The following is a 23117-nucleotide window of genomic DNA, read 5'->3' on the forward strand; positions in this document are numbered from 1 at the left end:
TTGAATATTAATTAGTGATATCGCTGATTAATTGCTGCTGCATTTTTTTACGATTATCAATTTCAACCACGATTTCTTTGAATTTTTTATCCGTGAGCGGATAAAACCAGATAATGACGAATGCCAGCAGCATAAATCCGCAAGGTACTAAGGCAATTGATGTGCGGATGCCCATAATAACTTCCGGCGTTTGCACCTGATTGGCAATATATCCGCTTAATCCCAAAATAAAGGCAGGAATTGAACCTCCGATTGCCTGACCGCATTTACGGGTAAATGAGAATAGTGAATAGGTGAGCCCTTCTATTCGCACGCCGGTCAGGTATTCACCGTATTCTACAGTATCAGCTTCCAGTGCCCACATCACGGTCATGGTAACGCCCTGACCAATTGAAGCGATGGCCAACGCAACCAACGCCACCGGCAGTGACCAGACCGAAACCCAGAAGAACAGCAGATAACCGCAGGTTCCCAGCAAAGCGCCAATCAGGAAGGTATTCTTTTTACCGATCCTCGCGACCATCCCCGGCACCAGCGGTGCCGATGCCACAGTACCGACCAGGTTTTGCACCAGTACCAGCACAGTGAACAGCCCAGTATCATTTAACACATAGCGCACGTAGAACAACGACGAGGCGCTGACCGCGAAGGTCGAAATCAGCACACACAGCGCACCGATGCACAACATAAACAGCGGGCGATTCCGTTTCAGGGTTTGCAGACTGATCTTCAATGACGGCTGCGCCACGATACGTACCACATTCTCACGCGTCGATTTGAAGCAGATGAAGTAAAGCACCATTCCGGCAATCGCCAGCACAATCGTCCAGAAATGGTATACCGACACCATCTCTTCCGGACTGGAGTTCTTAATGCTCGGTCCTATCAGAAATGCCAGACAGACAAAGGTCAATGAAGCGGCAATCCCGCGAGCCGCGCCCAGACGGGCGCGGGATTGTGGTTGTTGGGTCATCGCGGTAGCAAGTGAACCATAAGGAATATTCACCAGGCTGTAGCAAAGCCCGAGGCCCATGTAGGTCAAATATGCATACACTACTTTGCTGCTATGGCTCCAGTCGGTCGGCACCCAGAATACCAGCACACTGAAGATCATTAACGGCGCAGTACCAAAGAGTAAAAACGGGCGGAATTTTCCCCAGCGGGTATTCACACTGTCCACCACTCGTCCGGCAAAGACGTCGGCGAAGGCATCGAATACCCGCACCAGTAACAGCATGGTGCCCGCCGCAGCGGCACCGACGCCAGCGACGTCGGTGTAGTAACTCAACAGGAAGAGCGCCCCCATTGCGAAGGCGAAGTTATTGGCGACGTCACCGAGGCTGTAGCCGACGATGGTGCGCCAGGAGAGTTGTTGATTCATTGTTTGCCTCCCTGCTGCGGTTTTTCACCGAAGTTCATGCCAGTCCAGCGTTTTTGCAGCAGAAAAGCCGCCGACTTCGGTTTGCGGTCGCGGGTGAAGATCCCTTTCTTGTTACCGCCAACGCGCAATATGCCTTGTGAGGTCGCAAAATCGGCGAAATTCCATACCTGTTCACCGACGACGGCGCTGACTCGATCAAAGACGCGGTGATACATATCCAGCCATGCACACTGATACTCTTCACTCCACATGTCGGTGTACATTGAGTGCAGCCCGGCTAACGTATCCACGCCGTATTCGGTGATGATAATCGGCTGATGCAGTTTCTCCTGCCAGGCCAGCAGTTCTTTTTCCAGTACCTTCTCTGCCGTTTCCAAATCGCCGCTTTGGACATACCAACCGTAATAACGGTTCAGACACAGCACATCAAAGAGATCGCTGATGGTATCGGTGTGAGCGTCGCAGAACATTACATTGACGCAGGTGATCGGACGCGTCGGGTCGAGTTTACGCGTTGCTTCCGCCAGTGGCGCGAAATATTCCCGTGCACCTTGCGGACGGGTATCCGGTTCGTTGGCAATACTCCACATCACCACGCTTGGGTGGTTTTTGTCACGCGCAATCAGCTCTTTAATCGCCTGTAAGTGCGCCTGCTGGGTTACTCCGTTGACTGCCTCTTCGCTGTACAGTTCTTTCGGCTTGTTGCCCGCTTCGAAACCAATGCCTAAAGAGAGGTTAAAGCCTACAGCTGCAGTTTCATCAATCACCACGATGCCATGTTCATCTGCCCAGTCGAGCATCTCTTCAGCGTAAGGGTAATGCGAGGTACGGTAGGAGTTGGCCCCAATCCAGTCCATTAATGCGTGATCGTGCACCATCAGCACGTTATCGAATCCTTTGCCACGCAAATCCGCATCTTCATGACGACCAAAGCCAGTAAAATAGAACGGTTTGTGGTTAATCAGGAACTGCTCGCCCTTCACTGCCACTGACCGGATGCCGACGCGCAGCGGGTAGATATCACACTCTGTCTGGCTTTTGGCTGTGACGCACAGTTCATAGAGATAACCTTCACCCGGTTGCCAGAGGTGCGGATTCACCACTTGCAAAGTCCCGCTGGTGCCTTGTCCAGTTGCAACCACCTGTTGATCCGCATCACGCAGTTCAACGCTGACATCACCATTTGCCACCACCTGCCAGTCAACAGACGCGTGGTTACAGTCTTGCGCGACATGCGTCACCACGGTGATATCGTCCACCCAGGTATTCGGCGTGGTGTAGAGCATTACGCTGCGATGGATCCCGGCGTAGTTAAAGAAATCATGAAAGTAAGACTGCTTTTTCTTGCCGTTTTCGTCGGTAATCACCATTCCCGGCGGGATAGTCTGCCAGTTCAGTTCGTTGTTCACACAAACAGTGATACGTACACTTTTCCCGGCAATAACATACGGCGTGACATCGGCTTCAAATGGCGTATAGCCGCCCTGATGCTCCATCACTTCCTGATTATTTACCCACACTTTGCCGTAATGAGTGACCGCATCGAAACGCAGTACAATACGCTGGCCCGCCCAACCTTTCGGTATAAAGACTTCGCGCTGATACCAGACGTTGCCCACATAATTACGAATATCTGCATCGGCGAACTGATCGTTAAAACTGCCCGGCACAGCAATTGCCCGGCTTTCTTGTAACGCGCTTTCCCACCAACGCTGATCAATTCCACAGTTTTCGCGATCCAGACTGAATGCCCACAGGCCGTCGAGTTTTTTGATTTCACGGGTTGGGGTTTCTACAGGACGTAACATAAGGGACTCCTCATTAAGATAAAAATACTGGTCAACCTTTAATCTGATTAGTTAACCAATTCTGTGTTGCACACAGTTATCTGTGAGAAACCCATGGAAGAGAAATGGAAATAAAAAGAACTGACACCGCGATCAAAAAACCAAAAACTGCAATACCCACAGCGTGATATAGATCGCATTAATCTTTAAAACAGCGTTGACAGAAGCCATAAAATAAGCAATCGAACGTTCGTTCGAGTATCTTAAAAACGATAAACTCTCATGACATATGGCTACGACGAATATTTTGGGGGGAATTCTCCGAACCCGGGAAGGATAATTTTTGCACAGAGAAATTACGATATGAAACGCGGGCTCAGTTGTCACCAGCCCGCGGAAAGAGAGAGAATCAGGATGCGGTTAAGATACCGCCAATCATCGCGCGTAATCCCTGAGCAAACGACGCTTCACGCGCCAGATCTTCCGCTTCGATATCGGCCAGTACACCGTAGGTCAGATCCAGCAGTAAACGTGAAGTCATTGCCGTGTTGATGTCTGGGCTTATCTCGCCTTTTTGCTGGGCATCACGCATCCGCTGGGCAACAAATTCCGTGATCGTCATATGTTTATTTTTAAGCATGGCGGCGACCTGTGGGTTACGCATCCCTTCCGCCATAATTTCGACCACCAGCGCCCGTTGTCCAAAGGCTTCATGGGTGAGAGAGACAATAGACTCGACCATATAGTCAACGAAATGAATCCCTTCAATCGGTTCCCGGAAACGGGCCAGCGCCCTCTCCTGGTCCTGTAAGATAATCGCCTGAATCAAGGCTTCTTTGGAGATGAAATGGTGATAGAGCGTCCCGGGACTAATGGCGCAAGATTTACAGATGGATTTCATCGAGGCACTGTGAAATCCATTTTCTGAAAAAATCTCTCTGGCAGCATTGAGGATCCGGGTCCGTGTCGGTTGTGCTTCAGTCTGCATGTTATCCATCATTAAACCATTATAGTTAGCGTGAATAACTAGTTTACCGCGTTGTCAGGTGAGCGCCTATTATTGCTGTTGAATAGTGCGAAGGCACACTCTATTCGTATACTTTTCACTCGTAAATTGGTTAACCAATAGCCGTGATTTGGTTGCCAGTTGTTTAGCAGAGACGTTGATGAGTTTATCCCGGTAAACAACACGGACGGTTGTTTACCGGTCCGTTAGTGTATTAATTGAGCTCCTGTACCCCCCCACCGGAGACCGTGAGGATTTGTCCGCTTACCCAGCTGGCTGCAGGCGAGCAAAGGAACAGCGCCGCGTTAGCAATATCTTGCGGTTGGCCCAGACGTCTGATTGGTGTGTGTTGCAACATTTTCTGTTCAATTTCTGGTGTAATAACGGATTTCAGGGCATCGGTTAATATTGCCCCCGGCGCAATGCCATTTACCCGAATATTTTTTTCACCCAGGTCAAATGCCATATTTCTGACCAGATGACTGGCCGCAGCTTTAGATGATGCATAGGAGGTCATGTTGATATTTTTATTTTCTGCCGCCATAGAAGTAATGGTCAGAATGACGCCACCGCCATTTTTTTCCATTTCTGGCGCAACAAGTTGTGACAGATGGAAAAAAGAAAATACATTCAGTTCATAAGCGCGGCGAAAATCTGCCATTGGCATATCAAACGGTTTAGGACCACCGCCACCGGCGTTGTTAACCAGGATATCAACTTTACCCAACTTACTGACGGCAAAGTCTGCCAGAGCAGAGAGTTCCTGTTCGGAAGTAATATCGCAGCGGCAGGCAAATGCCTGACCACCCAGTTGTTGAATTTCATCTACAACATGATTAGCTGCATCGGCGTTAATATCACTGACCACCACAGATGCGCCAGCTGTCGCGAATGTAATGGCGATTTCTTTACCAATACCTGCACCCGCACCTGTGATGATGGCGCATTTTCCGTCGAGTCTCAGGTTGTCAGAATTAAACACATAAACCTCCTGTGAACTTCAGTAAAAATAAAAGGCACCGCCTGTGTGCCACATTTTTTATCATTAACCTTGAGGAAAGGACACTACCAGGTATAGCAGATAAAGAGAGGATTATTTCGCCGCAATGAGCCGGGCGGGAATAATAAGATTGCGTGAATGCGCCTCTTCATGGGTGATTTTTTGCATCATGCGATCCGCAAGTGTGGTACCAAGTTCCCGCGCTGGCGTGCTGGCCCAGGTAACAGGTATATCATCAAGTGTGGTTGGCGTTGCATCGGTAAATGCCGCCAACGAAACCTGTTGTTCAAAGTAACGATCGACTCCGCTTTCCCCGCTTTGCCGCCCTGCTTTCAGCAAACCAAACCATGCCCCCATCGCAATAGTTTCGTTATAGCAAACCACAGCACTGATGGTCGGGTTATGACGTAAAAGCGCCGTGATAGCTTCCGCGGCTTGCTTCTGGCTGGAAGTGCACTCCAACACCCAATCGCTGTGAAACGGCAGGCCAAATTTTAGTAGAGTTGCACAATAGCCCCCCACCCGCTCTGCCCGGGTTAATGAGGAACTTTGCCCTCCCAGCCAGGCGATACGCTGATGCCCATTGCGAATGAGATGCTCCGTCAACAACTGTGCAGCCTGCATGTTGTCCGGGCGAACCGTATCAACGTCATCAAGATAACTGGCACGGGAAGCGAAAATCACCGGGATAGCTTTTTCTTCTGCTATCCGTCGCAGGTCATCGCTGCTTCCTGCAGCCCCGGCAATTACCACACCATCGACCCCCTGATTCAGTAACAGTGAAAACCGTTGTGCCAGCTGCTCGCCGTCTTTACCGCCGTGAAGCAAAAAAACCATCCGTCCCTGCGCTTCCAGAGCTTCCGTCAATCCGGCCGTTAATTCGGCGTAAAACGGCGCAGATAAATCACGGACGATCAAACCAATGACGCCGCTTTGCCCGCCGCGCAGCGCCGACGCCTGACGATTGCGCACAAATCCCAGCTCTTCAATGGCGGCGTTAACGCGTTCTCCTGTGGCGGTAGAGATTCGCCCTTTGCCACTTAGCACCAGCGAAACGGTACTTACCGACACGCCCGCAGCCAGCGCAACATCATGAATGGTTATTTTTTTGGCGGTAGCCATGCAGATGACCTACTCCCTGATTATGTGACAGATAAAACGTTTTACCTTTTATTTATCTTATACCCGCTATTATCGTTGCGTAATGTGATTTATGCCTCACTAAAATTTGATAAAACGTTTTATCTTCTCGCGCAATTTACTGAATCCAGATTGTTCTCTACGAGGAGTCGTTTTATGACGGCGAAAACAGCACCGAAAGTCACGCTGTGGGAGTTCTTCCAGCAGTTAGGCAAAACCTTCATGCTACCCGTGGCATTATTGTCGTTCTGCGGCATTATGCTCGGCATTGGTAGTTCTCTTAGCAGCCATGATGTCATCACCCTGATCCCGGTCCTGGGCAACCCCGTGTTGCAGGCTATCTTTACCTGGATGAGTAAGATTGGCTCGTTTGCTTTTAGTTTCCTGCCAGTCATGTTCTGTATCGCCATCCCGCTGGGCCTGGCACGCGAAAACAAAGGCGTAGCGGCATTCGCTGGCTTCGTCGGTTATGCGGTAATGAACCTCGCGGTAAACTTCTGGTTGACCAATAAAGGCATTCTGCCAACCACAGACGCCGCAGTTCTGAAAGCCAATAACATCCAGAGCATTCTTGGGATCCAGTCGATCGATACAGGGATCCTCGGTGCGGTGATCGCCGGTATTATCGTCTGGATGCTCCATGAGCGTTTCCATAATATCCGCCTGCCGGATGCGCTGGCATTCTTCGGCGGTACGCGCTTCGTGCCAATCATCTCCTCGCTGGTGATGGGCCTTGTCGGTCTGGTGATTCCGTTAGTCTGGCCGATTTTCGCCATGGGTATTAGCGGCTTGGGCCATATGATAAACAGCGCGGGTGATTTCGGACCGATGCTGTTTGGTACCGGTGAACGTCTGCTGTTGCCGTTTGGTCTTCATCACATTCTGGTGGCATTAATTCGCTTTACCGACGCAGGCGGCACGCAGGAAGTCTGCGGTCAAACCGTCAGCGGCGCACTGACCATCTTCCAGGCGCAATTGAGTTGCCCGACCACTCACGGTTTTTCTGAAAGCGCCACGCGTTTCCTTTCGCAAGGCAAAATGCCTGCGTTTCTCGGCGGTCTGCCAGGTGCAGCGTTAGCTATGTATCACTGCGCGCGCCCGGAAAATCGCCATAAAATTAAAGGGCTGCTGATTTCTGGCCTGATCGCCTGTGTCGTTGGCGGCACGACCGAACCGCTGGAATTCCTGTTCCTGTTCGTAGCGCCAGTTCTGTATGTCATCCACGCGCTGTTAACCGGCCTCGGCTTCACCGTCATGTCTGTGCTCGGCGTCACCATCGGTAATACCGACGGCAATATCATCGACTTCGTGGTGTTCGGTATTTTGCATGGTCTGTCAACCAAGTGGTACATGGTGCCAGTGGTGGCGGCAATCTGGTTTGTCGTTTACTACGTCATCTTCCGTTTCGCTATCACCCGCTTCAATCTGAAAACCCCGGGGCGCGATAGCGAAGTTGCCAGCTCAATCGAAAAAGCCGTTGCCGGTGCGCCGGGTAAATCAGGTTACAACGTTCCGGCAATCCTCGAAGCCTTAGGCGGTGCCGACAATATTGTCAGCCTCGATAACTGCATTACCCGTCTGCGTTTGTCTGTGAAAGATATGTCGCTTGTTAATGTGCAGGCACTGAAGGACAATCGGGCAATTGGCGTAGTACAACTTAATCAACATAACCTGCAGGTTGTTATCGGGCCACAAGTTCAGTCAGTAAAAGATGAAATGGCCGGTCTGATGCATACTGTTCAGGCATAAGGATAAGATATGTTCGATTTTTCAAAGGTCGTGGATCGTCATGGCACATGGTGTACGCAGTGGGATTATGTCGCTGACCGTTTCGGCACTGCTGACCTGTTACCGTTCACGATTTCAGACATGGATTTTGCCACTGCCCCCTGCATTATCGAGGCGCTAAATCAGCGCCTGATGCACGGCGTGTTTGGCTACAGCCGCTGGAAAAACGATGAGTTTCTCGCGGCTATTGCCCACTGGTTTTCCACCCAGCATTACACCGCAATTGATACGCAGTCGGTGGTGTATGGCCCTTCTGTTATCTATATGGTTTCAGAACTGATTCGTCAGTGGTCTGAAAAAGGTGAAGGCGTGGTGATCCACACACCCGCCTATGACGCATTTTATAAGGTCATTGAAGGTAACCAGCGCACAGTAATGCCCGTTGCTTTAGAGAAGCAGGCTGACGGCTGGTTTTGCGATATGGGCAAGCTGGAAGCCGTGCTGGCGAAACCAGAATGTAAAATTATGCTTCTGTGTAGCCCACAGAATCCTACCGGGAAAGTGTGGACGTGCGATGAGCTGGAGATCATGGCTGACCTGTGCGAGCGTCATGGTGTGCGGGTTATCTCCGATGAAATCCATATGGATATGGTTTGGGGCGAGCAGCCGCATATTCCCTGGAGTAATGTGGCGCGCGGAGACTGGGCGTTGCTAACGTCGGGATCAAAAAGTTTCAATATTCCCGCCCTGACCGGTGCTTACGGGATTATAGAAAATAGCAGTAGCCGCGATGCCTATTTATCGGCACTGAAAGGACGTGATGGGCTTTCTTCCCCTTCGGTACTGGCGTTAACTGCTCATATCGCCGCCTATCAGCAAGGCGCACCGTGGCTGGATGCCTTACGCGTCTATCTGAAAGATAACCTGACGTATATTGCAGATAAAATGAACGCCGCGTTCCCTGAACTCAATTGGCAGATCCCGCATTCCACTTATCTGGCCTGGCTTGATCTACGTCCATTGAATATTGACGACAACGCGTTGCAAAAAGCGCTTATCGAGCAAGAGAAGGTCGCGATCATGCCGGGGTATACCTACGGTGAAGAAGGTCGTGGTTTTGTCCGTCTCAATGCCGGCTGCCCGCGTTCGAAACTGGAAAAAGGTGTTGCTGGATTAATTAACGCCATCCGCGCTGTTCGTTAACCCCAATTGCGCAACCTAAAAAATCGTTGCGCAATCGTGGATTTTTACCCTGCTTTGTTTTTATAATGGTGCGCACTTTTATATCCAGAAAAAGAGTGCGACCATGATTGATACCACCCTGCCATTAACTGATATCCATCGCCACCTTGATGGCAACATTCGTCCCCAGACCATTCTTGAACTTGGCCGCCAGTATAATATCTCGCTTCCTGCACAATCCCTGGAAACACTGATTCCCCACGTTCAGGTCATTGCCAACGAACCCGATCTTGTGAGCTTTCTGACCAAACTTGACTGGGGCGTTAAAGTTCTCGCCTCTCTTGATGCTTGCCGCCGCGTGGCATTTGAAAACATTGAAGATGCAGCCCGTAACGGCCTGCACTATGTCGAGCTGCGTTTTTCACCGGGCTACATGGCAATGGCACATCAGCTGCCTGTAGCGGGTGTTGTCGAAGCGGTGATCGATGGCGTACGTGAAGGTTGCCGCACCTTTGGTGTGCAGGCGAAGCTTATCGGCATTATGAGCCGGACCTTCGGTGAAGCCGCCTGTCAGCAAGAACTGGAGGCCTTTTTAGCCCACCGTGACCAGATTACCGCACTTGATTTAGCCGGTGATGAACTTGGTTTCCCGGGAAGTCTGTTCCTTTCTCACTTCAACCGCGCGCGTGATGCGGGCTGGCATATTACCGTCCATGCAGGCGAAGCTGCCGGGCCGGAAAGCATCTGGCAGGCGATTCGTGAACTGGGGGCGGAACGTATTGGACATGGCGTAAAAGCCATTGAAGATCGGGCGCTGATGGATTTTCTCGCCGAGCAACAAATTGGTATTGAATCCTGTCTGACCTCCAATATTCAGACCAGCACCGTGGCGGATCTGGCTGCACATCCGCTGAAAACGTTCCTTGAGCATGGCATTCGTGCCAGCATTAACACTGACGATCCCGGCGTACAGGGAGTGGATATCATTCACGAATATACCGTTGCCGCGCCAGCTGCTGGGTTATCCCGCGAGCAAATCCGCCAGGCACAGATTAATGGTCTGGAAATGGCTTTCCTCAGCGCAAAGGAAAAACGCGCACTGCGAGAAAAAGTCGCCGCGAAGTAACAAAAATGGATGGTGCTAATTGCACCATCCTCTTTTCACGCAAGGCACAGCGTCGCGCGATGTTTGGCGGATTCGATGCCCAGCTCAATCAACTCCATTACCTGGATTGCCTGACTTGCCGGAACCGGATTTTCACCATCGCCATTTAACGCATCACGAATAGCCGCATAGTAAGCCGGATAATTCCCCGGCACCGTCAACAGCGTTTCTTCGACACGTTCCTCACCTTCCACGCGGGTAAGTACGCCATCACGCATATCGTAGCCCCAGTCTTCCTGCGGCAGACGCTCGCCATTTTTCAGACGTTCTTCCTGTGGATCGAGGCCATATTTCACATAACTGCCTCGGGATCCATGCACGATATAACGTGCTGACTCAGCGGCTGCCAGCATGGTGCCGTGTAAAATGACTCGCCGCTGCGGATAGGACAAGATGGCGTGGAAATAATCAGTCGACTGCGCTCCGGGCCGTAACTGTGCCAAATCTACCGTCATGCTAACCGGTAAACCAAATAGCGTAATGGCCTGATCAAGAAGGTGCGGTGCTAAATCGTACCAGATACCGCTGCCAGGGCCGCCCTGTTCACGCCAACGATCGCGCACCTGCGGACGGAAGCGGTCAAAATGAGACTCAAAGTAAGCAACTTCACCCAGTACGCCTTCCGCGAGCAAACCTTTTAGCGTCAGGAAATCGCTATCCCAGCGACGGTTATGGAATACAGACAGCACACGCCCCAGGCTTTTTGCCAGCGCTTCCAGCTCTCGCGCTTGTGACAGTGTCACGGTAAAGGGTTTATCAACGACCACATGTTTACCCGCCTCAAGCGCCGCTTTGGCTAACGGGAAATGGGTATCGTTGGGTGTAGGGATGACAATCAGGTCTATGTTGGGATCGTTAAACAGATGCTTCGGCTCAGAGACAACCGTAACCGTTGGCCAGTCGGCTTTTACTTTTGTTTCATCGCTGCTGGAGATTACCGCCAGTTCCAGCCCGGGCGTGCCCGCAATCAGGGGCGCATGGAAGGTTTTGCTCGCATAACCATACCCAATCAACCCAACACGGATGTTGTCGCTCATGTCATTGCCTCTCATTGAAGTATGATGGCTATTTGACACTATCCTTTACCCTCGCTCAACAGTTTAATAACCTGCCAGCAATAAGGGATGTTGTTTAACTTAAGTCAAAAAAATAGCGAATTTTCCAACGACAAAAGCTAAATATCGCAAAAACCTCAGTAAAAATCTTGCTGGAGCTATTATTGCTAAGTAACATTTACCCCCTGAAGTTAATGGATCAATCAACAGAGATGTGGGCTGTAATGAATCGTCTTATTGAATTAACAGGTTGGATCGTTCTTGTCGTTTCAGTCATTCTTCTTGGCGTGGCGAGTCACATTGACAACTATCAGCCACCTGAACAGAGTGCTACGGTACAACACAAGTAAGCTCTACTCTTGTAGAGCGACATGCTGCCCGACCGGGTGCATGTTTTAACTTGTCGGATATTAAACCAGGAATTTATTATCTTGTTCGATGTTGTTGGTGATTGTCAGGGATAGTAAAGCGCGTTACTCTTTTCAGAGCAGTTTTTCATCCCTGAATATTTACCATCAGCGCATTCTTATTATTGTAATAATACAAACGTTCACTTTTGGTGAAATTTTATCATCACTAATAATACCTACCCCTTTGGTATTAATTATTTTATGGACCTTTTATGACTGTTCAGGACTACTTATTAAAATTTCGCAAAATCAGTTCACTCGAAAGTCTGGAAAAACTCTACGACCATCTTAATTACACCCTGACGGACGATCAGGAACTGATCAATATGTATCGTGCTGCCGATCACCGTCGCGCAGAGCTGGTTTCTGGCGGGCGTTTGTTTGACCTCGGCCAGGTACCGAAGTCCGTCTGGCACTATGTCCAATAAAGAAAGTAGCGATCGGTTATAAAAGCCTTATAATAACGCCCCTAAAATTAGATTTGCCTGTTTGCGTCGCTATTCTGGAGAACCTATGACCACCACAACGCCACAACGTATTGGAGGCTGGTTGCTTGGCCCATTGGCCTGGCTTTTAGTCGCTCTGTTAAGTACGACGCTGGCGTTGTTGCTGTATACCGCTGCGTTATCTTCTCCGCAAACATTTCAAACGCTCGGCGAACAAGCACTGACGACACAAATCTTATGGGGCGTTTCTTTTATTACCGCTATCGCCATGTGGTATTACACACTGTGGTTGACCATCGCTTTCTTTAAACGTCGGCGTTGTGTTCCTAAACACTATATTATCTGGCTGCTTATTTCCGTATTGCTGGCAGTAAAAGCGTTCGCTTTTTCACCCGTGGAAGATGGCATAGCTGTTCGCCAGTTACTGTTTACTTTGTTGGCAACCGCATTGATCGTCCCCTATTTTAAACGCTCGTCGCGGGTGAAAGCGACGTTTGTGAATCCGTAATAACCTTACAGTTAACCTGTTGTCGCCTGCTCTGGATTAACGGATAATAGGCGGCTTTTTTATTTCAGGCCGAAAAATGACTGACTACCTGTTACTGTTTGTCGGAACTGTACTGGTCAATAACTTTGTACTGGTCAAGTTTCTCGGCCTCTGTCCGTTTATGGGGGTTTCCAAAAAGCTGGAAACCGCGATGGGCATGGGGCTGGCTACAACGTTTGTGATGACGCTGGCGTCTATTTGCGCCTGGCTTATCGATACGTGGATTTTGATCCCGCTTAATCTGATTTACCTGCGCACCCTGGCGTTTATTCTGGTGATTGCTGTGGTTGTGCAGTTCACCGAGATGGTGGTGCGCAAAACCAGCCCGGTGCTTTACCGTCTGCTGGGGATTTTTTTGCCGCTTATCACCACCAACTGTGCAGTGCTCGGCGTGGCGTTGCTGAATATCAATCTCGGGCACAATTTCTTGCAGTCGGCGCTGTACGGTTTTTCCGCCGCTGTCGGTTTCTCGCTGGTGATGGTGCTCTTCGCCGCCATCCGCGAACGCCTTGCTGTGGCTGATGTCCCGGCACCTTTTCGCGGTAATGCCATTGCGTTAATTACCGCAGGTCTTATGTCTCTGGCCTTTATGGGCTTTAGTGGTTTGGTGAAGTTGTAATGAATGCTATCTGGATTGCCGTTGCCGCCGTGAGCCTGCTGGGCCTGGCGTTTGGCGCCATTCTGGGTTATGCCTCCCGCCGTTTTGCGGTGGAAGACGATCCGGTCGTTGAGAAAATTGACGAAATCTTACCGCAGAGCCAGTGTGGTCAATGCGGTTATCCCGGCTGTCGCCCCTACGCGGAAGCCATCAGCTGTAACGGTGAAAAAATTAACCGCTGCGCCCCAGGTGGCGAAGCTGTGATGCTAAAAATTGCTGAGTTGCTTAATGTCGAGCCACAGCCGCTGGATGGCGAAGCGCAAGAGCTAACGCCTGCGCGGATGGTGGCGTTTATTGATGAAAATAACTGTATTGGCTGCACTAAATGTATTCAGGCGTGTCCGGTAGACGCCATCGTTGGTGCTACCCGCGCCATGCATACGGTAATGAGTGATCTCTGTACGGGCTGCAATTTATGTGTTGATCCGTGCCCGACGCACTGCATCTCGTTGCAACCGGTTGCAGAAACACCTGACTCCTGGAAATGGGATCTGAACACCATTCCCGTGCGTATCATTCCCGTGGAACACCATGCTTAAGTTATTCTCTGCATTCAGAAAAAATAAAATCTGGGATTTCAACGGCGGCATCCATCCACCGGAGATGAAAACCCAGTCCAACGGTACGCCCCTGCGCCAGGTACCACTGGCGCAGCGTTTTGTCATACCACTGAAACAACATATTGGCGCTGAAGGTGAGTTGTGCGTTAGCGTCGGCGATAAAGTACTGCGCGGCCAGTCGCTTACCCGTGGACGCGGCAAAATGCTGCCAGTTCACGCGCCCACCTCGGGTACCGTTACGGCTATTGCGCCCCACTCTACGGCTCATCCTTCAGCTTTAGCTGAATTAAGCGTGATTATTGATGCCGATGGCGAAGACTGCTGGATCCCGCGCGACGGCTGGGACGATTATCGCTCTCGCAGTCGCGAAGAGTTAATCGAGCGCATTCATCAGTTTGGTGTTGCCGGGCTGGGTGGTGCGGGATTCCCGACAGGCGTTAAATTGCAGGGCGGCGGAGATAAGATTGAAACGTTGATTATCAACGCTGCTGAGTGCGAGCCGTACATTACCGCCGATGACCGTTTGATGCAGGATTGCGCGGCTCAGGTCGTAGAGGGTATTCGCATTCTTGCGCATATTCTGCAGCCACGCGAAATTCTTATCGGCATTGAAGATAACAAACCGCAGGCGATTTCCATGCTGCGCGCGGTGCTGGCGGACTCGCACGATATTTCTCTGCGGGTGATTCCAACCAAATATCCTTCTGGCGGTGCTAAACAATTAACCTACATTCTGACCGGGAAGCAGGTTCCACATGGCGGGCGTTCATCCGATATCGGCGTATTAATGCAAAACGTCGGCACTGCTTATGCAGTGAAACGTGCCGTTATCGATGGCGAACCGATTACTGAGCGTGTCGTGACCCTGACTGGCGAAGCAATCGCACGCCCGGGCAACGTCTGGGCACGGCTGGGTACGCCAGTGCGTCATTTATTGAATGATGCCGGATTCTGCCCCTCTGCCGATCAAATGGTGATTATGGGCGGCCCGCTAATGGGCTTTACCTTGCCATGGCTGGATGTCCCGGTCGTAAAGATTACCAACTGTCTGTTGGCTCCCTCTGCCAATGAGCTTGGCGAACCACAGGAAGAACAAAATTGCATCCGTTGTAGCGCCTGTGCTGACGCCTGCCCTGCGGATCTTTTGCCGCAACAGTTGTACTGGTTCAGCAAAGGTCAGCAACACGATAAAGCCACCTCGCATAACATTGCCGACTGCATTGAATGTGGGGCTTGCGCGTGGGTTTGCCCGAGCAATATTCCCCTGGTGCAATATTTCCGTCAGGAAAAAGCTGAAATTGCGGCTATTCGTCAGGAAGAAAAGCGCGCCGCAGAAGCCAAAGCGCGTTTCGAAGCGCGCCAGGCTCGTCTGGAGCGCGAAAAAGCGGCTCGCCTTGAACGACATAAGAGCGCAGCCGTTCAACCTGCAGCCAAAGATAAAGATGCGATTGCTGCCGCTCTGGCGCGGGTGAAAGAGAAACAGGCCCAGGCTACACAGCCTATTGTGATTAAAGCGGGCGAACGCCCGGATAACAGCGCAATTATTGCAGCACGGGAAGCCCGTAAAGCGCAAGCCAGAGCGAAACAGGCAGAACTGCAGCAAACTAACGACGCAGCAACCGTTGCTGATCCACGTAAAACCGCAGTTGAAGCCGCTATCGCCCGCGCCAAAGCGCGCAAGCTGGAGCAGCAACAGGCTAATGCGGAGCCAGAAGAACAGGTTGATCCGCGCAAATCCGCCGTCGAAGCCGCGATTGCCCGTGCCAAAGCACGCAAGCTGGAACAGCAACAGGCTAATGCCGAACCAGAACAACAGGTCGATCCGCGCAAAGCCGCCGTCGAAGCTGTGATTGCCCGTGCCAAAGCACGTAAGCTGGAACAGCAACAGGCTAATGCCGAACCAGACGAAACGGTCGATCCGCGCAAAGCCGCCGTCGAAGCCGCTATTGCCCGCGTCAAAGCACGCAAGCTGGAACAGCAACAGGCTAATGCGGAACCAGAACAACAGGTCGATCCGCGCAAAGCTGCCGTCGAAGCCGCTATTGCCCGTGCCAAAGCGCGCAAACTGGAACAGCAACAGGCTAATGCGGAGCCAGAAGAACAGGTTGATCCGCGCAAAGCTGCCGTCGAAGCGGCTATTGCCCGCGCCAAAGCGCGCAAGCGGGAACAGCAGCAGGCTAATGCGGAGGCAGAAGAACCTGTCGATCCGCGCAAAGCGGCAGTTGCCGCGGCTATTGCCCGCGTTCAGGCCAAAAAAGCCGCCCAGCAAAAGGTTGTAAACGAGGACTAAATGGTATTCAGAATAGCTAGCTCCCCTTATACCCATAACCAGCGCCAAACATCGCGCATTATGCTGTTGGTGTTGCTCGCAGCCGTGCCAGGAATCGCAGCGCAACTGTGGTTTTTTGGTTGGGGTACTCTCGTTCAGATCCTGTTGGCGTCGGTCAGTGCTCTGTTAGCCGAAGCTCTCGTACTCAAACTACGCAAGCAATCAGTAGCCGCAACGTTGAAAGACAACTCAGCAATGCTGACAGGCTTATTGCTGGCGGTAAGTATTCCCCCCCTCGCGCCGTGGTGGATGGTCGTGCTGGGTACGGTGTTTGCGGTGATCATCGCTAAACAGTTGTATGGCGGTCTGGGGCAAAACCCGTTTAATCCGGCAATGATTGGTTATGTGGTCTTACTGATCTCCTTCCCGGTGCAGATGACCAGCTGGTTACCGCCGCATGAAATTGCGGTCAACATCCCTGGTTTTATCGACGCCATACAGGTTATTTTCAGCGGACATACCGCCAGTGGTGGTGATATGAACACGCTACGCTTAGGTATTGATGGCATTAGTCAGGCGACACCGCTGGATACATTTAAAACCTCTGTCCATGCCGGTCATTCGGTTGAACAGATTATGCAATATCCGATCTACAGCGGTATGCTGGCGGGCGTTGGTTGGCAATGGGTAAATCTCGCCTGGCTGGCTGGCGGCGTGTGGTTGCTATGGCAGAAAGCGATTCGCTGGCATATTCCCCTCAGCTTCTTAGTAACGCTGGCGTTATGCGCAACGTTGGGCTGGTTGTTCTCACCAGAAACACTGGCATCACCGCAAATTCATCTGTTGTCTGGTGCGACTATGCTCGGCGCATTCTTTATTTTGACTGACCCGGTTACTGCTTCTACGACCAATCGTGGTCGTCTTATTTTCGGCGCGCTGGCGGGTTTATTAGTCTGGTTGATCCGCAGTTTCGGCGGCTATCCTGACGGCGTGGCTTTTGCCGTCCTGCTGGCGAACATCACGGTTCCTCTGATCGATTACTACACGCGTCCGCGCGTCTACGGCCATCGCAAAGGGTAAACCATGCTGAAAACTATCCGAAAACACGGCATTACGTTGGCGCTATTTGCAGCGGGTTCAACAGGGTTAACTGCGGCCATCAACCAGATGACCAAAACGACGATTGCTGAACAGGCCAGTCTGCAACAAAAGGCGTTATTTGATCAGGTGCTGCCAGCCGAACGCTATAACAATGCGTTGGCACAGAGTTGCTATCTGGTAACTGCGCCAGAGTTAGGTAAAGGTGAGCATCGGGTTTACATCGCCAAACAGGATGACAAACCGGTAGCCGCCGTTCTGGAAACAACCGCGCCAGATGGCTATTCCGGTGCGATTCAGCTGCTGGTGGGAGCCGATTTTAACGGCACGGTACTTGGCACGCGCGTGACAGAGCACCACGAAACGCCAGGGCTTGGCGATAAAATCGAACTGCGCCTTTCTGACTGGATCACCCATTTTGCGGGTAAAAAAATCAGTGGTGCGGATGATGCGCACTGGGCGGTGAAGAAAGATGGTGGTGATTTCGACCAGTTCACCGGCGCGACGATTACTCCCCGCGCGGTGGTTAATGCGGTAAAACGCGCCGGATTGTACGCTCAGACGTTACCGTCACAACTTTCTCAACTTCCTGCCTGTGGAGAATAAAGCGTGAGCGAAATTAAAGACGTTATTGTTCAGGGGTTGTGGAAAAACAACTCTGCGCTGGTCCAGTTGCTCGGCCTTTGTCCGCTGCTGGCGGTCACGTCCACTGCCACTAACGCCCTGGGGTTAGGACTTGCGACAACGCTGGTGCTGACGCTGACCAATCTGACCATTTCGACGCTGCGCCACTGGACCCCAGCCGAGATCCGCATTCCCATTTACGTGATGATCATCGCCTCGGTGGTCAGCGCTGTACAGATGCTGATCAACGCCTACGCCTTTGGTCTGTATCAATCGTTAGGGATTTTTATTCCGCTGATTGTCACTAACTGTATTGTTGTGGGGCGCGCTGAAGCCTTCGCTGCTAAAAAAGGTCCGGCACTTTCGGCACTGGATGGTTTTTCGATTGGTATGGGCGCAACCTGTGCCATGTTCGTGCTGGGTTCACTACGCGAAATTATCGGCAATGGCACATTGTTTGACGGTGCAGATGCGCTGTTAGGTAGCTGGGCAAAAGTATTACGCGTGGAGATATTCCACACCGACTCCCCTTTCCTGCTGGCGATGCTGCCACCAGGTGCATTTATTGGCCTGGGACTGATGCTGGCAGGGAAATACCTGATTGATGAAAGAATGAAAAAGCGCCGTGCTGAAGCAGCTGCCGAACGTGCATTGCCAAACGGTGAAACAGGGAATGTCTGATGAACAAAGCAAAACGCCTGGAGATCCTCGCTCGCCTGCGTGAGAACAATCCTCATCCCACCACCGAGCTTAATTTCAGTTCGCCTTTTGAATTGCTGATTGCCGTGCTGCTTTCCGCTCAGGCGACCGATGTCAGTGTTAATAAGGCGACGGCGAAACTCTACCCGGTGGCTAATACGCCTGCAGCGATGCTTGAGCTGGGCGTCGAAGGGGTGAAAAGCTATATTAAAACTATTGGCCTTTATAACAGCAAAGCAGAAAATATCATCAAAACCTGCCGTATCTTACTGGAACAGCATAATGGCGAGGTGCCTGAAGATCGTGCTGCGCTTGAAGCCCTGCCTGGTGTAGGTCGTAAAACAGCCAACGTCGTATTAAACACCGCATTCGGCTGGCCGACTATTGCTGTCGACACGCACATTTTCCGCGTTTGTAATCGTACTCAATTTGCGCCGGGGAAAAACGTCGAACAGGTAGAAGAAAAGCTACTGAAAGTGGTTCCGGCAGAGTTTAAAGTCGACTGCCACCATTGGTTGATCCTGCACGGGCGTTATACCTGTATTGCCCGCAAGCCTCGCTGTGGCTCTTGTATTATTGAAGATCTTTGTGAATACAAAGAGAAAGTTGACATCTGAAGAAAAGGGGTAACACCGATTACCCCATTGATAACCTTTCTTTATCCTCTTTTAAAACATCTTTTTAACGTCAATGATGCCATTGCTTAGCGTTATCATCAGGTAATCCGTTTGCGGATAACCAAAAATGCAGGTTAATTGTTTTTTTAATAGCGAAATTTTCTATTCATTCGTGATCAAGATCACGATGCTATGGCAATGTAAAAACATTGCAAGAACTAGGTTAAAATCATTTAAATTTACACACGCAACAAATATTGACCTACAAAACATTACACTGGCTATTTTTCAGAAACTGGACTATCTCACTAGGAAAAACGCTAAATAGCAGAACATATCGCCGTTAAGCCATCATCCCCCTCTCAGGGTAGTGAAAAAATCTGCCGTTACGTTTTTTGAAAAATTTAACGCTGGATAACATTTCCCGGAATGGTTGAATTCCCCGCCTTAGTTATATGTAACAGATTATTACAAAGGACTTGTCTGAAAGTGCAAGATAGTGAACATTACCTGCCGTTTCCCCTCCCACTATAACAATTGCGCGTATGTTTTTTAGGCATAACGCGAGAAAGCACCCCCGTTAATATGGGATGTAAAAAAAGAGGTAAAAGTGTCCACTGCAAACCAAAAACCAACTGAAAGCGTCAGTTTGAACGCTTTCAAACAACCGAAGGCGTTCTATCTCATCTTCTCGATTGAGTTATGGGAACGTTTTGGTTATTACGGCCTACAAGGAATTATGGCTGTTTACCTGGTTAAACAACTGGGTATGTCTGAAGCGGATTCAATCACCCTTTTCTCTTCCTTTAGTGCCCTAGTTTATGGTCTGGTCGCTATCGGCGGCTGGTTAGGTGACAAAGTACTGGGTACTAAACGCGTAATTATGCTTGGCGCTATTGTGCTGGCGATTGGTTATGCTCTGGTTGCCTGGTCTGGTCACGACGCCGGTATCGTTTATATGGGTATGGCGGCTATTGCGGTCGGTAACGGCCTGTTTAAAGCTAACCCGTCTTCTCTGCTTTCTACATGCTATGAGAAAAACGACCCGCGTCTGGACGGTGCATTCACCATGTACTACATGTCCGTCAACATCGGCTCTTTCTTCTCTATGATCGCCACCCCGTGGCTGGCCGCGAAATACGGCTGGAGTGTTGCGTTTGCGTTGAGCGTAGTCGGTCTGCTGATCACTATCGTTAACTTCGCCTTCTGCCAACGCTGGGTTAAACAGTACGGTTCAAAACCAGACTTCGAGCCTATCAACTACCGTAACCTGCTGCTGACCATTATTGGTGTTGTGGCGCTGATCGCTATCGCCACCTGGCTGCTGCACAATCAGGAAGTTGCGCGTATGGCGCTGGGCGTTGTTGCCTTTGGTATCGTGGTTATCTTCGGTAAAGAAGCCTTCGCGATGAAAGGTGCTGCGCGTCGTAAAATGATCGTTGCCTTCATCCTGATGCTCGAAGCCATTATCTTCTTCGTGCTGTACAGCCAGATGCCAACGTCACTGAACTTCTTTGCGATTCGTAACGTTGAACACACCATTCTGGGCCTGGCCGTAGAACCTGAGCAGTATCAGGCACTGAACCCGTTCTGGATCATCATTGGTAGCCCGATTCTGGCCGCTATCTATAACAAGATGGGCGATACCCTGCCGATGCCAACTAAGTTTGCAATCGGTATGGTGATGTGTTCTGGTGCGTTCCTGATTCTGCCGCTGGGTGCGAAATTCGCGTCTGACGCAGGTATCGTGTCTGTAAGCTGGCTGGTCGCAAGCTATGGCCTGCAGAGTATCGGGGAACTTATGATCTCTGGTCTGGGTCTGGCAATGGTTGCACAACTCGTTCCGCAGCGTCTGATGGGCTTCATTATGGGTAGCTGGTTCCTGACCACTGCCGGTGCAAACCTGATTGGTGGTTATGTTGCGGGTATGATGGCTGTGCCGGATAACGTTACCGATCCGCTGATGTCACTGGAAGTCTATGGTCGCGTATTCTTGCAGATTGGTGTCGCTACTGCCGTTATTGCAGTACTGATGCTGCTGACTGCGCCGAAACTGCACCGCATGACGCAGGATGACGCTGCAGACAAAGCGGCGAAAGCTGCTGTAGCGTAAAATTCAGGGAAACTCTTTTACAAGCCGCTAACTTTTCGTTAGCGGCTTTTTTTTTGTTCAGCAACGCACTACCATACTTTAAACCACAGACAAAAGGAGTTACCGATGAAATTGTTCTACAAACCGGGCGCCTGCTCTCTCGCTTCCCATATCACCCTGCGTGAGAGCGGAAAGGATTTTACGCTCGTCAGTGTGGATTTAATGAAAAAACGTCTCGAAAACGGTGACGATTACTTTGCCGTTAACCCTAAGGGACAGGTGCCTGCATTGCTGCTGGACGATGGTACTTTGCTGACGGAAGGCGTAGCAATTATGCAGTATCTTGCCGACAGCGTCCCCGACCGCCAGTTGCTGGCACCGGTAAACAGTATTTCCCGCTATAAAACCATCGAATGGCTGAATTACATCGCCACCGAGCTGCATAAAGGCTTCACACCTCTGTTTCGCCCTGATACACCGGAAGAGTACAAACCGACAGTTCGCGCGCAGCTGGAGAAGAAGCTGCAATATGTGAACGATGCACTGAAGGATGAGCACTGGATCTGCGGGCAACGATTTACAATTGCTGATGCCTATCTGTTTACGGTTCTGCGCTGGGCATACGCGGTGAAACTGAATCTGGAAGGGTTAGAGCACATCGCGGCATTTATGCAACGTATGGCTGAACGTCCGGAAGTACAAGACGCGCTGTCAGCGGAAGGCTTAAAGTAATAGCCATCGGCCCACAGGTTGTTGTGGGCCGAAATGAGATATTTCAGAGCTTTGTTGCGCTGAAATAATGTTCTGGTTTGGCAATACGATCCTGAGCAGCAACCACTTGCAGCTCATATTCCTGCATTGCTTTGGTGGTCACCATGATTTCGTATACTGCAGCGGTCACATGTTCCAGGGCCTCCTGCAGCGTTGCCCCCTGAAGCAGTTTCACCAGCAGTAAACCGCTCGTCACATCACCGACACCTACCGGTTGGCGCATACCAAAATCCACCAGCGGACGGCTGATATGCCAGGCTTCATCGGCGGTAACCAGCAGCATTTCAAAACGGTCACGGCTGTAGCCAGCCCGCGCCAGGTGTTTAACCAACACAATTTGTGGCCCTTGCGCAATGAGTTCACGCGCTGCCAGAACCGCTTCTTCGACGTTATTTACCGGATGCTCACAGAGTATCTCCAGCTCAACCAGATTCGGCGCAATGATATCGCTGGCAGGCAAACCGTGACGCACATGAAACTCTGCGACACCCGGTGCAACGATACAGCCTTTTTCCGGATGACCCATTACCGGATCGCAAAAATATTTCGCCTGCGGATTCGCTGCTTTCACCTGACGAACGATACCGAGGATATGTTCACCCTGCTCCGCCGAACCCAGATAGCCACTTAATACGGCATCACAGGTGTGTAATTTATCAATGGCGGCAATGCCTTGCACAATTTCGGTTAAATGGCTGGGCGGCATCACGCAGCCAGTCCATTTGCCGTATTGGGTGTGATTAGAAAATTGAACGGTGTTCAGCGGCCAGACGTTCGCGCCCAGGCGGCGCATCGGAAACTCTGCCGCACTGTTACCCGCATGACCATAAACAACGTGAGACTGGATAGCGAGAATATTTTTCATCATGTTCCCTGTATAAA

The 23117-nt window shown here is 50.9% G+C and carries 22 protein-coding genes; 15 read left to right on the forward strand and 7 right to left on the reverse strand.

The features are described 5' to 3' along the window. Nucleotides 1-7: 7 nt before the first annotated feature. From uidB to malI, 5 genes are all read right to left on the reverse strand, one after another. Nucleotides 8-1381, reverse strand: a complete 1374-nt coding sequence (uidB, locus tag BEB54_RS02370; RefSeq protein ID WP_001075890.1) for a glucuronide transporter — start codon at nucleotides 1379-1381, stop codon at nucleotides 8-10. Next, nucleotides 1378-3189 (reverse strand): beta-glucuronidase, encoded by a 1812-nt coding sequence (gene uidA, locus BEB54_RS02375; RefSeq protein ID WP_105276993.1) that lies wholly within the window; start codon nucleotides 3187-3189, stop codon nucleotides 1378-1380. Before uidA ends, uidB begins: the two co-directional genes overlap by 4 nt. Nucleotides 3190-3577: 388 nt before the next feature. Further along, nucleotides 3578-4168 (reverse strand): DNA-binding transcriptional regulator UidR, encoded by a 591-nt coding sequence (gene uidR / locus BEB54_RS02380; protein ID WP_105276992.1) that lies wholly within the window; start codon nucleotides 4166-4168, stop codon nucleotides 3578-3580. A gap of 220 nt (nucleotides 4169-4388) precedes the next feature. Further along, a complete protein-coding gene (hdhA, locus tag BEB54_RS02385; RefSeq protein WP_000483362.1) occupies nucleotides 4389-5156 on the reverse strand; it encodes a 7-alpha-hydroxysteroid dehydrogenase in 768 nt (255 codons plus the stop codon). A 111-nt stretch (nucleotides 5157-5267) separates the two neighbouring features. Continuing rightward, the gene (gene malI, locus BEB54_RS02390; protein ID WP_105276990.1) at nucleotides 5268-6296 is read right to left on the reverse strand and encodes a mal regulon transcriptional regulator MalI; all 1029 of its coding nucleotides are present in this window, start codon (nucleotides 6294-6296) and stop codon (nucleotides 5268-5270) included. Between the two features lie 174 nt (nucleotides 6297-6470). Here malI and malX point away from each other — a divergent pair, with 174 nt between their 5' ends. From malX to add, 3 genes are all read left to right on the forward strand, one after another. Beyond that, nucleotides 6471-8063, forward strand: coding sequence for a PTS maltose transporter subunit IICB (gene malX, locus BEB54_RS02395; RefSeq protein ID WP_000125609.1), 1593 nt, complete (start codon nucleotides 6471-6473; stop codon nucleotides 8061-8063). 9 nt (nucleotides 8064-8072) lie between these two features. After that, complete coding sequence (gene malY, locus BEB54_RS02400; RefSeq protein WP_105276988.1) at nucleotides 8073-9245, forward strand: bifunctional maltose regulon transcriptional repressor/cystathionine beta-lyase MalY; 1173 nt, start codon at nucleotides 8073-8075, stop codon at nucleotides 9243-9245. Nucleotides 9246-9348: 103 nt separating this feature from the next. Then, a complete protein-coding gene (add, locus tag BEB54_RS02405) occupies nucleotides 9349-10350 on the forward strand; it encodes an adenosine deaminase (protein ID WP_105276987.1) in 1002 nt (333 codons plus the stop codon). 35 nt (nucleotides 10351-10385) lie between these two features. On the opposite strand, the gene BEB54_RS02410 is transcribed toward add, so the two are convergent. After that, on the reverse strand, nucleotides 10386-11426 hold the full coding sequence (locus BEB54_RS02410; RefSeq protein WP_001282537.1) for an oxidoreductase: 1041 nt from the start codon (nucleotides 11424-11426) through the stop codon (nucleotides 10386-10388). 242 nt (nucleotides 11427-11668) lie between these two features. On the opposite strand from BEB54_RS02410, the gene blr reads away from it, so the two are divergent. The 12 genes from blr (at nucleotide 11669) to gstA (ending at nucleotide 22196) form a co-directional block, all read left to right on the forward strand. Continuing rightward, a complete protein-coding gene (gene blr, locus BEB54_RS02415) occupies nucleotides 11669-11794 on the forward strand; it encodes a division septum protein Blr (protein ID WP_024166213.1) in 126 nt (41 codons plus the stop codon). A 272-nt stretch (nucleotides 11795-12066) separates the two neighbouring features. Next, nucleotides 12067-12282, forward strand: coding sequence for a transcription modulator YdgT (gene ydgT / locus BEB54_RS02425; RefSeq protein WP_000217950.1), 216 nt, complete (start codon nucleotides 12067-12069; stop codon nucleotides 12280-12282). 85 nt (nucleotides 12283-12367) lie between these two features. Further along, the gene (locus BEB54_RS02430; RefSeq protein ID WP_001306099.1) at nucleotides 12368-12808 is read left to right on the forward strand and encodes a DUF2569 domain-containing protein; all 441 of its coding nucleotides are present in this window, start codon (nucleotides 12368-12370) and stop codon (nucleotides 12806-12808) included. A 76-nt stretch (nucleotides 12809-12884) separates the two neighbouring features. Continuing rightward, a complete protein-coding gene (gene rsxA, locus BEB54_RS02435; protein WP_000133193.1) occupies nucleotides 12885-13466 on the forward strand; it encodes an electron transport complex subunit RsxA in 582 nt (193 codons plus the stop codon). Further along, the gene (gene rsxB / locus BEB54_RS02440) at nucleotides 13466-14044 is read left to right on the forward strand and encodes an electron transport complex subunit RsxB (protein ID WP_000991806.1); all 579 of its coding nucleotides are present in this window, start codon (nucleotides 13466-13468) and stop codon (nucleotides 14042-14044) included. The genes rsxA and rsxB overlap by 1 nt, the downstream gene beginning before the upstream one ends. Next, nucleotides 14037-16355 (forward strand): electron transport complex subunit RsxC, encoded by a 2319-nt coding sequence (rsxC, locus tag BEB54_RS02445; RefSeq protein WP_105276986.1) that lies wholly within the window; start codon nucleotides 14037-14039, stop codon nucleotides 16353-16355. The genes rsxB and rsxC overlap by 8 nt, the downstream gene beginning before the upstream one ends. Continuing rightward, nucleotides 16356-17414 carry an electron transport complex subunit RsxD gene (gene rsxD, locus BEB54_RS02450; protein WP_105276985.1) on the forward strand — a complete coding sequence of 353 codons (1059 nt, stop codon included), beginning with the start codon at nucleotides 16356-16358 and terminating at the stop codon, nucleotides 17412-17414. 3 nt (nucleotides 17415-17417) lie between these two features. Further along, nucleotides 17418-18038, forward strand: coding sequence for an electron transport complex subunit RsxG (rsxG, locus tag BEB54_RS02455; RefSeq protein WP_000920799.1), 621 nt, complete (start codon nucleotides 17418-17420; stop codon nucleotides 18036-18038). 3 nt (nucleotides 18039-18041) lie between these two features. Then, nucleotides 18042-18737 (forward strand): electron transport complex subunit RsxE, encoded by a 696-nt coding sequence (gene rsxE, locus BEB54_RS02460; RefSeq protein ID WP_001289652.1) that lies wholly within the window; start codon nucleotides 18042-18044, stop codon nucleotides 18735-18737. Then, nucleotides 18737-19372, forward strand: coding sequence for an endonuclease III (nth, locus tag BEB54_RS02465; protein ID WP_105276984.1), 636 nt, complete (start codon nucleotides 18737-18739; stop codon nucleotides 19370-19372). Before rsxE ends, nth begins: the two co-directional genes overlap by 1 nt. A gap of 610 nt (nucleotides 19373-19982) precedes the next feature. Next, nucleotides 19983-21485 carry a dipeptide/tripeptide permease DtpA gene (gene dtpA, locus BEB54_RS02475; protein ID WP_000100942.1) on the forward strand — a complete coding sequence of 501 codons (1503 nt, stop codon included), beginning with the start codon at nucleotides 19983-19985 and terminating at the stop codon, nucleotides 21483-21485. A 105-nt stretch (nucleotides 21486-21590) separates the two neighbouring features. Continuing rightward, nucleotides 21591-22196 (forward strand): glutathione transferase GstA, encoded by a 606-nt coding sequence (gene gstA / locus BEB54_RS02480; protein WP_000765742.1) that lies wholly within the window; start codon nucleotides 21591-21593, stop codon nucleotides 22194-22196. A gap of 43 nt (nucleotides 22197-22239) precedes the next feature. On the opposite strand, the gene pdxY is transcribed toward gstA, so the two are convergent. After that, complete coding sequence (gene pdxY / locus BEB54_RS02485) at nucleotides 22240-23100, reverse strand: pyridoxal kinase PdxY (protein WP_001302086.1); 861 nt, start codon at nucleotides 23098-23100, stop codon at nucleotides 22240-22242. Nucleotides 23101-23117 lie beyond the last annotated feature (17 nt).

The sequence above is a fragment of the Escherichia sp. MOD1-EC6021 genome, from assembly GCF_002965245.1.
GTDB classification, from domain to species: domain Bacteria; phylum Pseudomonadota; class Gammaproteobacteria; order Enterobacterales; family Enterobacteriaceae; genus Escherichia; species Escherichia coli_F.

Bases quoted from the DNA above. Each gene is read 5' to 3' on its own strand.
- gstA (WP_000765742.1), top strand. From the start codon at position 21,591: ATGAAATTGTTCTACAAACCGGGCGCCTGCTCTCTCGCTTCCCATATC.
- rsxA (WP_000133193.1), top strand. From the start codon at position 12,885: ATGACTGACTACCTGTTACTGTTTGTCGGAACTGTACTGGTCAATAAC.
- uidB (WP_001075890.1), bottom strand. From the start codon at position 1,381: ATGAATCAACAACTCTCCTGGCGCACCATCGTCGGCTACAGCCTCGGT.
- add (WP_105276987.1), top strand. From the start codon at position 9,349: ATGATTGATACCACCCTGCCATTAACTGATATCCATCGCCACCTTGAT.
- BEB54_RS02430 (WP_001306099.1), top strand. From the start codon at position 12,368: ATGACCACCACAACGCCACAACGTATTGGAGGCTGGTTGCTTGGCCCA.
- uidA (WP_105276993.1), bottom strand. From the start codon at position 3,189: ATGTTACGTCCTGTAGAAACCCCAACCCGTGAAATCAAAAAACTCGAC.
- rsxD (WP_105276985.1), top strand. From the start codon at position 16,356: ATGGTATTCAGAATAGCTAGCTCCCCTTATACCCATAACCAGCGCCAA.
- rsxB (WP_000991806.1), top strand. From the start codon at position 13,466: ATGAATGCTATCTGGATTGCCGTTGCCGCCGTGAGCCTGCTGGGCCTG.
- blr (WP_024166213.1), top strand. From the start codon at position 11,669: ATGAATCGTCTTATTGAATTAACAGGTTGGATCGTTCTTGTCGTTTCA.
- malI (WP_105276990.1), bottom strand. From the start codon at position 6,296: ATGGCTACCGCCAAAAAAATAACCATTCATGATGTTGCGCTGGCTGCG.
- rsxG (WP_000920799.1), top strand. From the start codon at position 17,418: ATGCTGAAAACTATCCGAAAACACGGCATTACGTTGGCGCTATTTGCA.
- malY (WP_105276988.1), top strand. From the start codon at position 8,073: ATGTTCGATTTTTCAAAGGTCGTGGATCGTCATGGCACATGGTGTACG.
- ydgT (WP_000217950.1), top strand. From the start codon at position 12,067: ATGACTGTTCAGGACTACTTATTAAAATTTCGCAAAATCAGTTCACTC.
- pdxY (WP_001302086.1), bottom strand. From the start codon at position 23,100: ATGAAAAATATTCTCGCTATCCAGTCTCACGTTGTTTATGGTCATGCG.
- uidR (WP_105276992.1), bottom strand. From the start codon at position 4,168: ATGATGGATAACATGCAGACTGAAGCACAACCGACACGGACCCGGATC.
- rsxC (WP_105276986.1), top strand. From the start codon at position 14,037: ATGCTTAAGTTATTCTCTGCATTCAGAAAAAATAAAATCTGGGATTTC.
- malX (WP_000125609.1), top strand. From the start codon at position 6,471: ATGACGGCGAAAACAGCACCGAAAGTCACGCTGTGGGAGTTCTTCCAG.
- nth (WP_105276984.1), top strand. From the start codon at position 18,737: ATGAACAAAGCAAAACGCCTGGAGATCCTCGCTCGCCTGCGTGAGAAC.
- BEB54_RS02410 (WP_001282537.1), bottom strand. From the start codon at position 11,426: ATGAGCGACAACATCCGTGTTGGGTTGATTGGGTATGGTTATGCGAGC.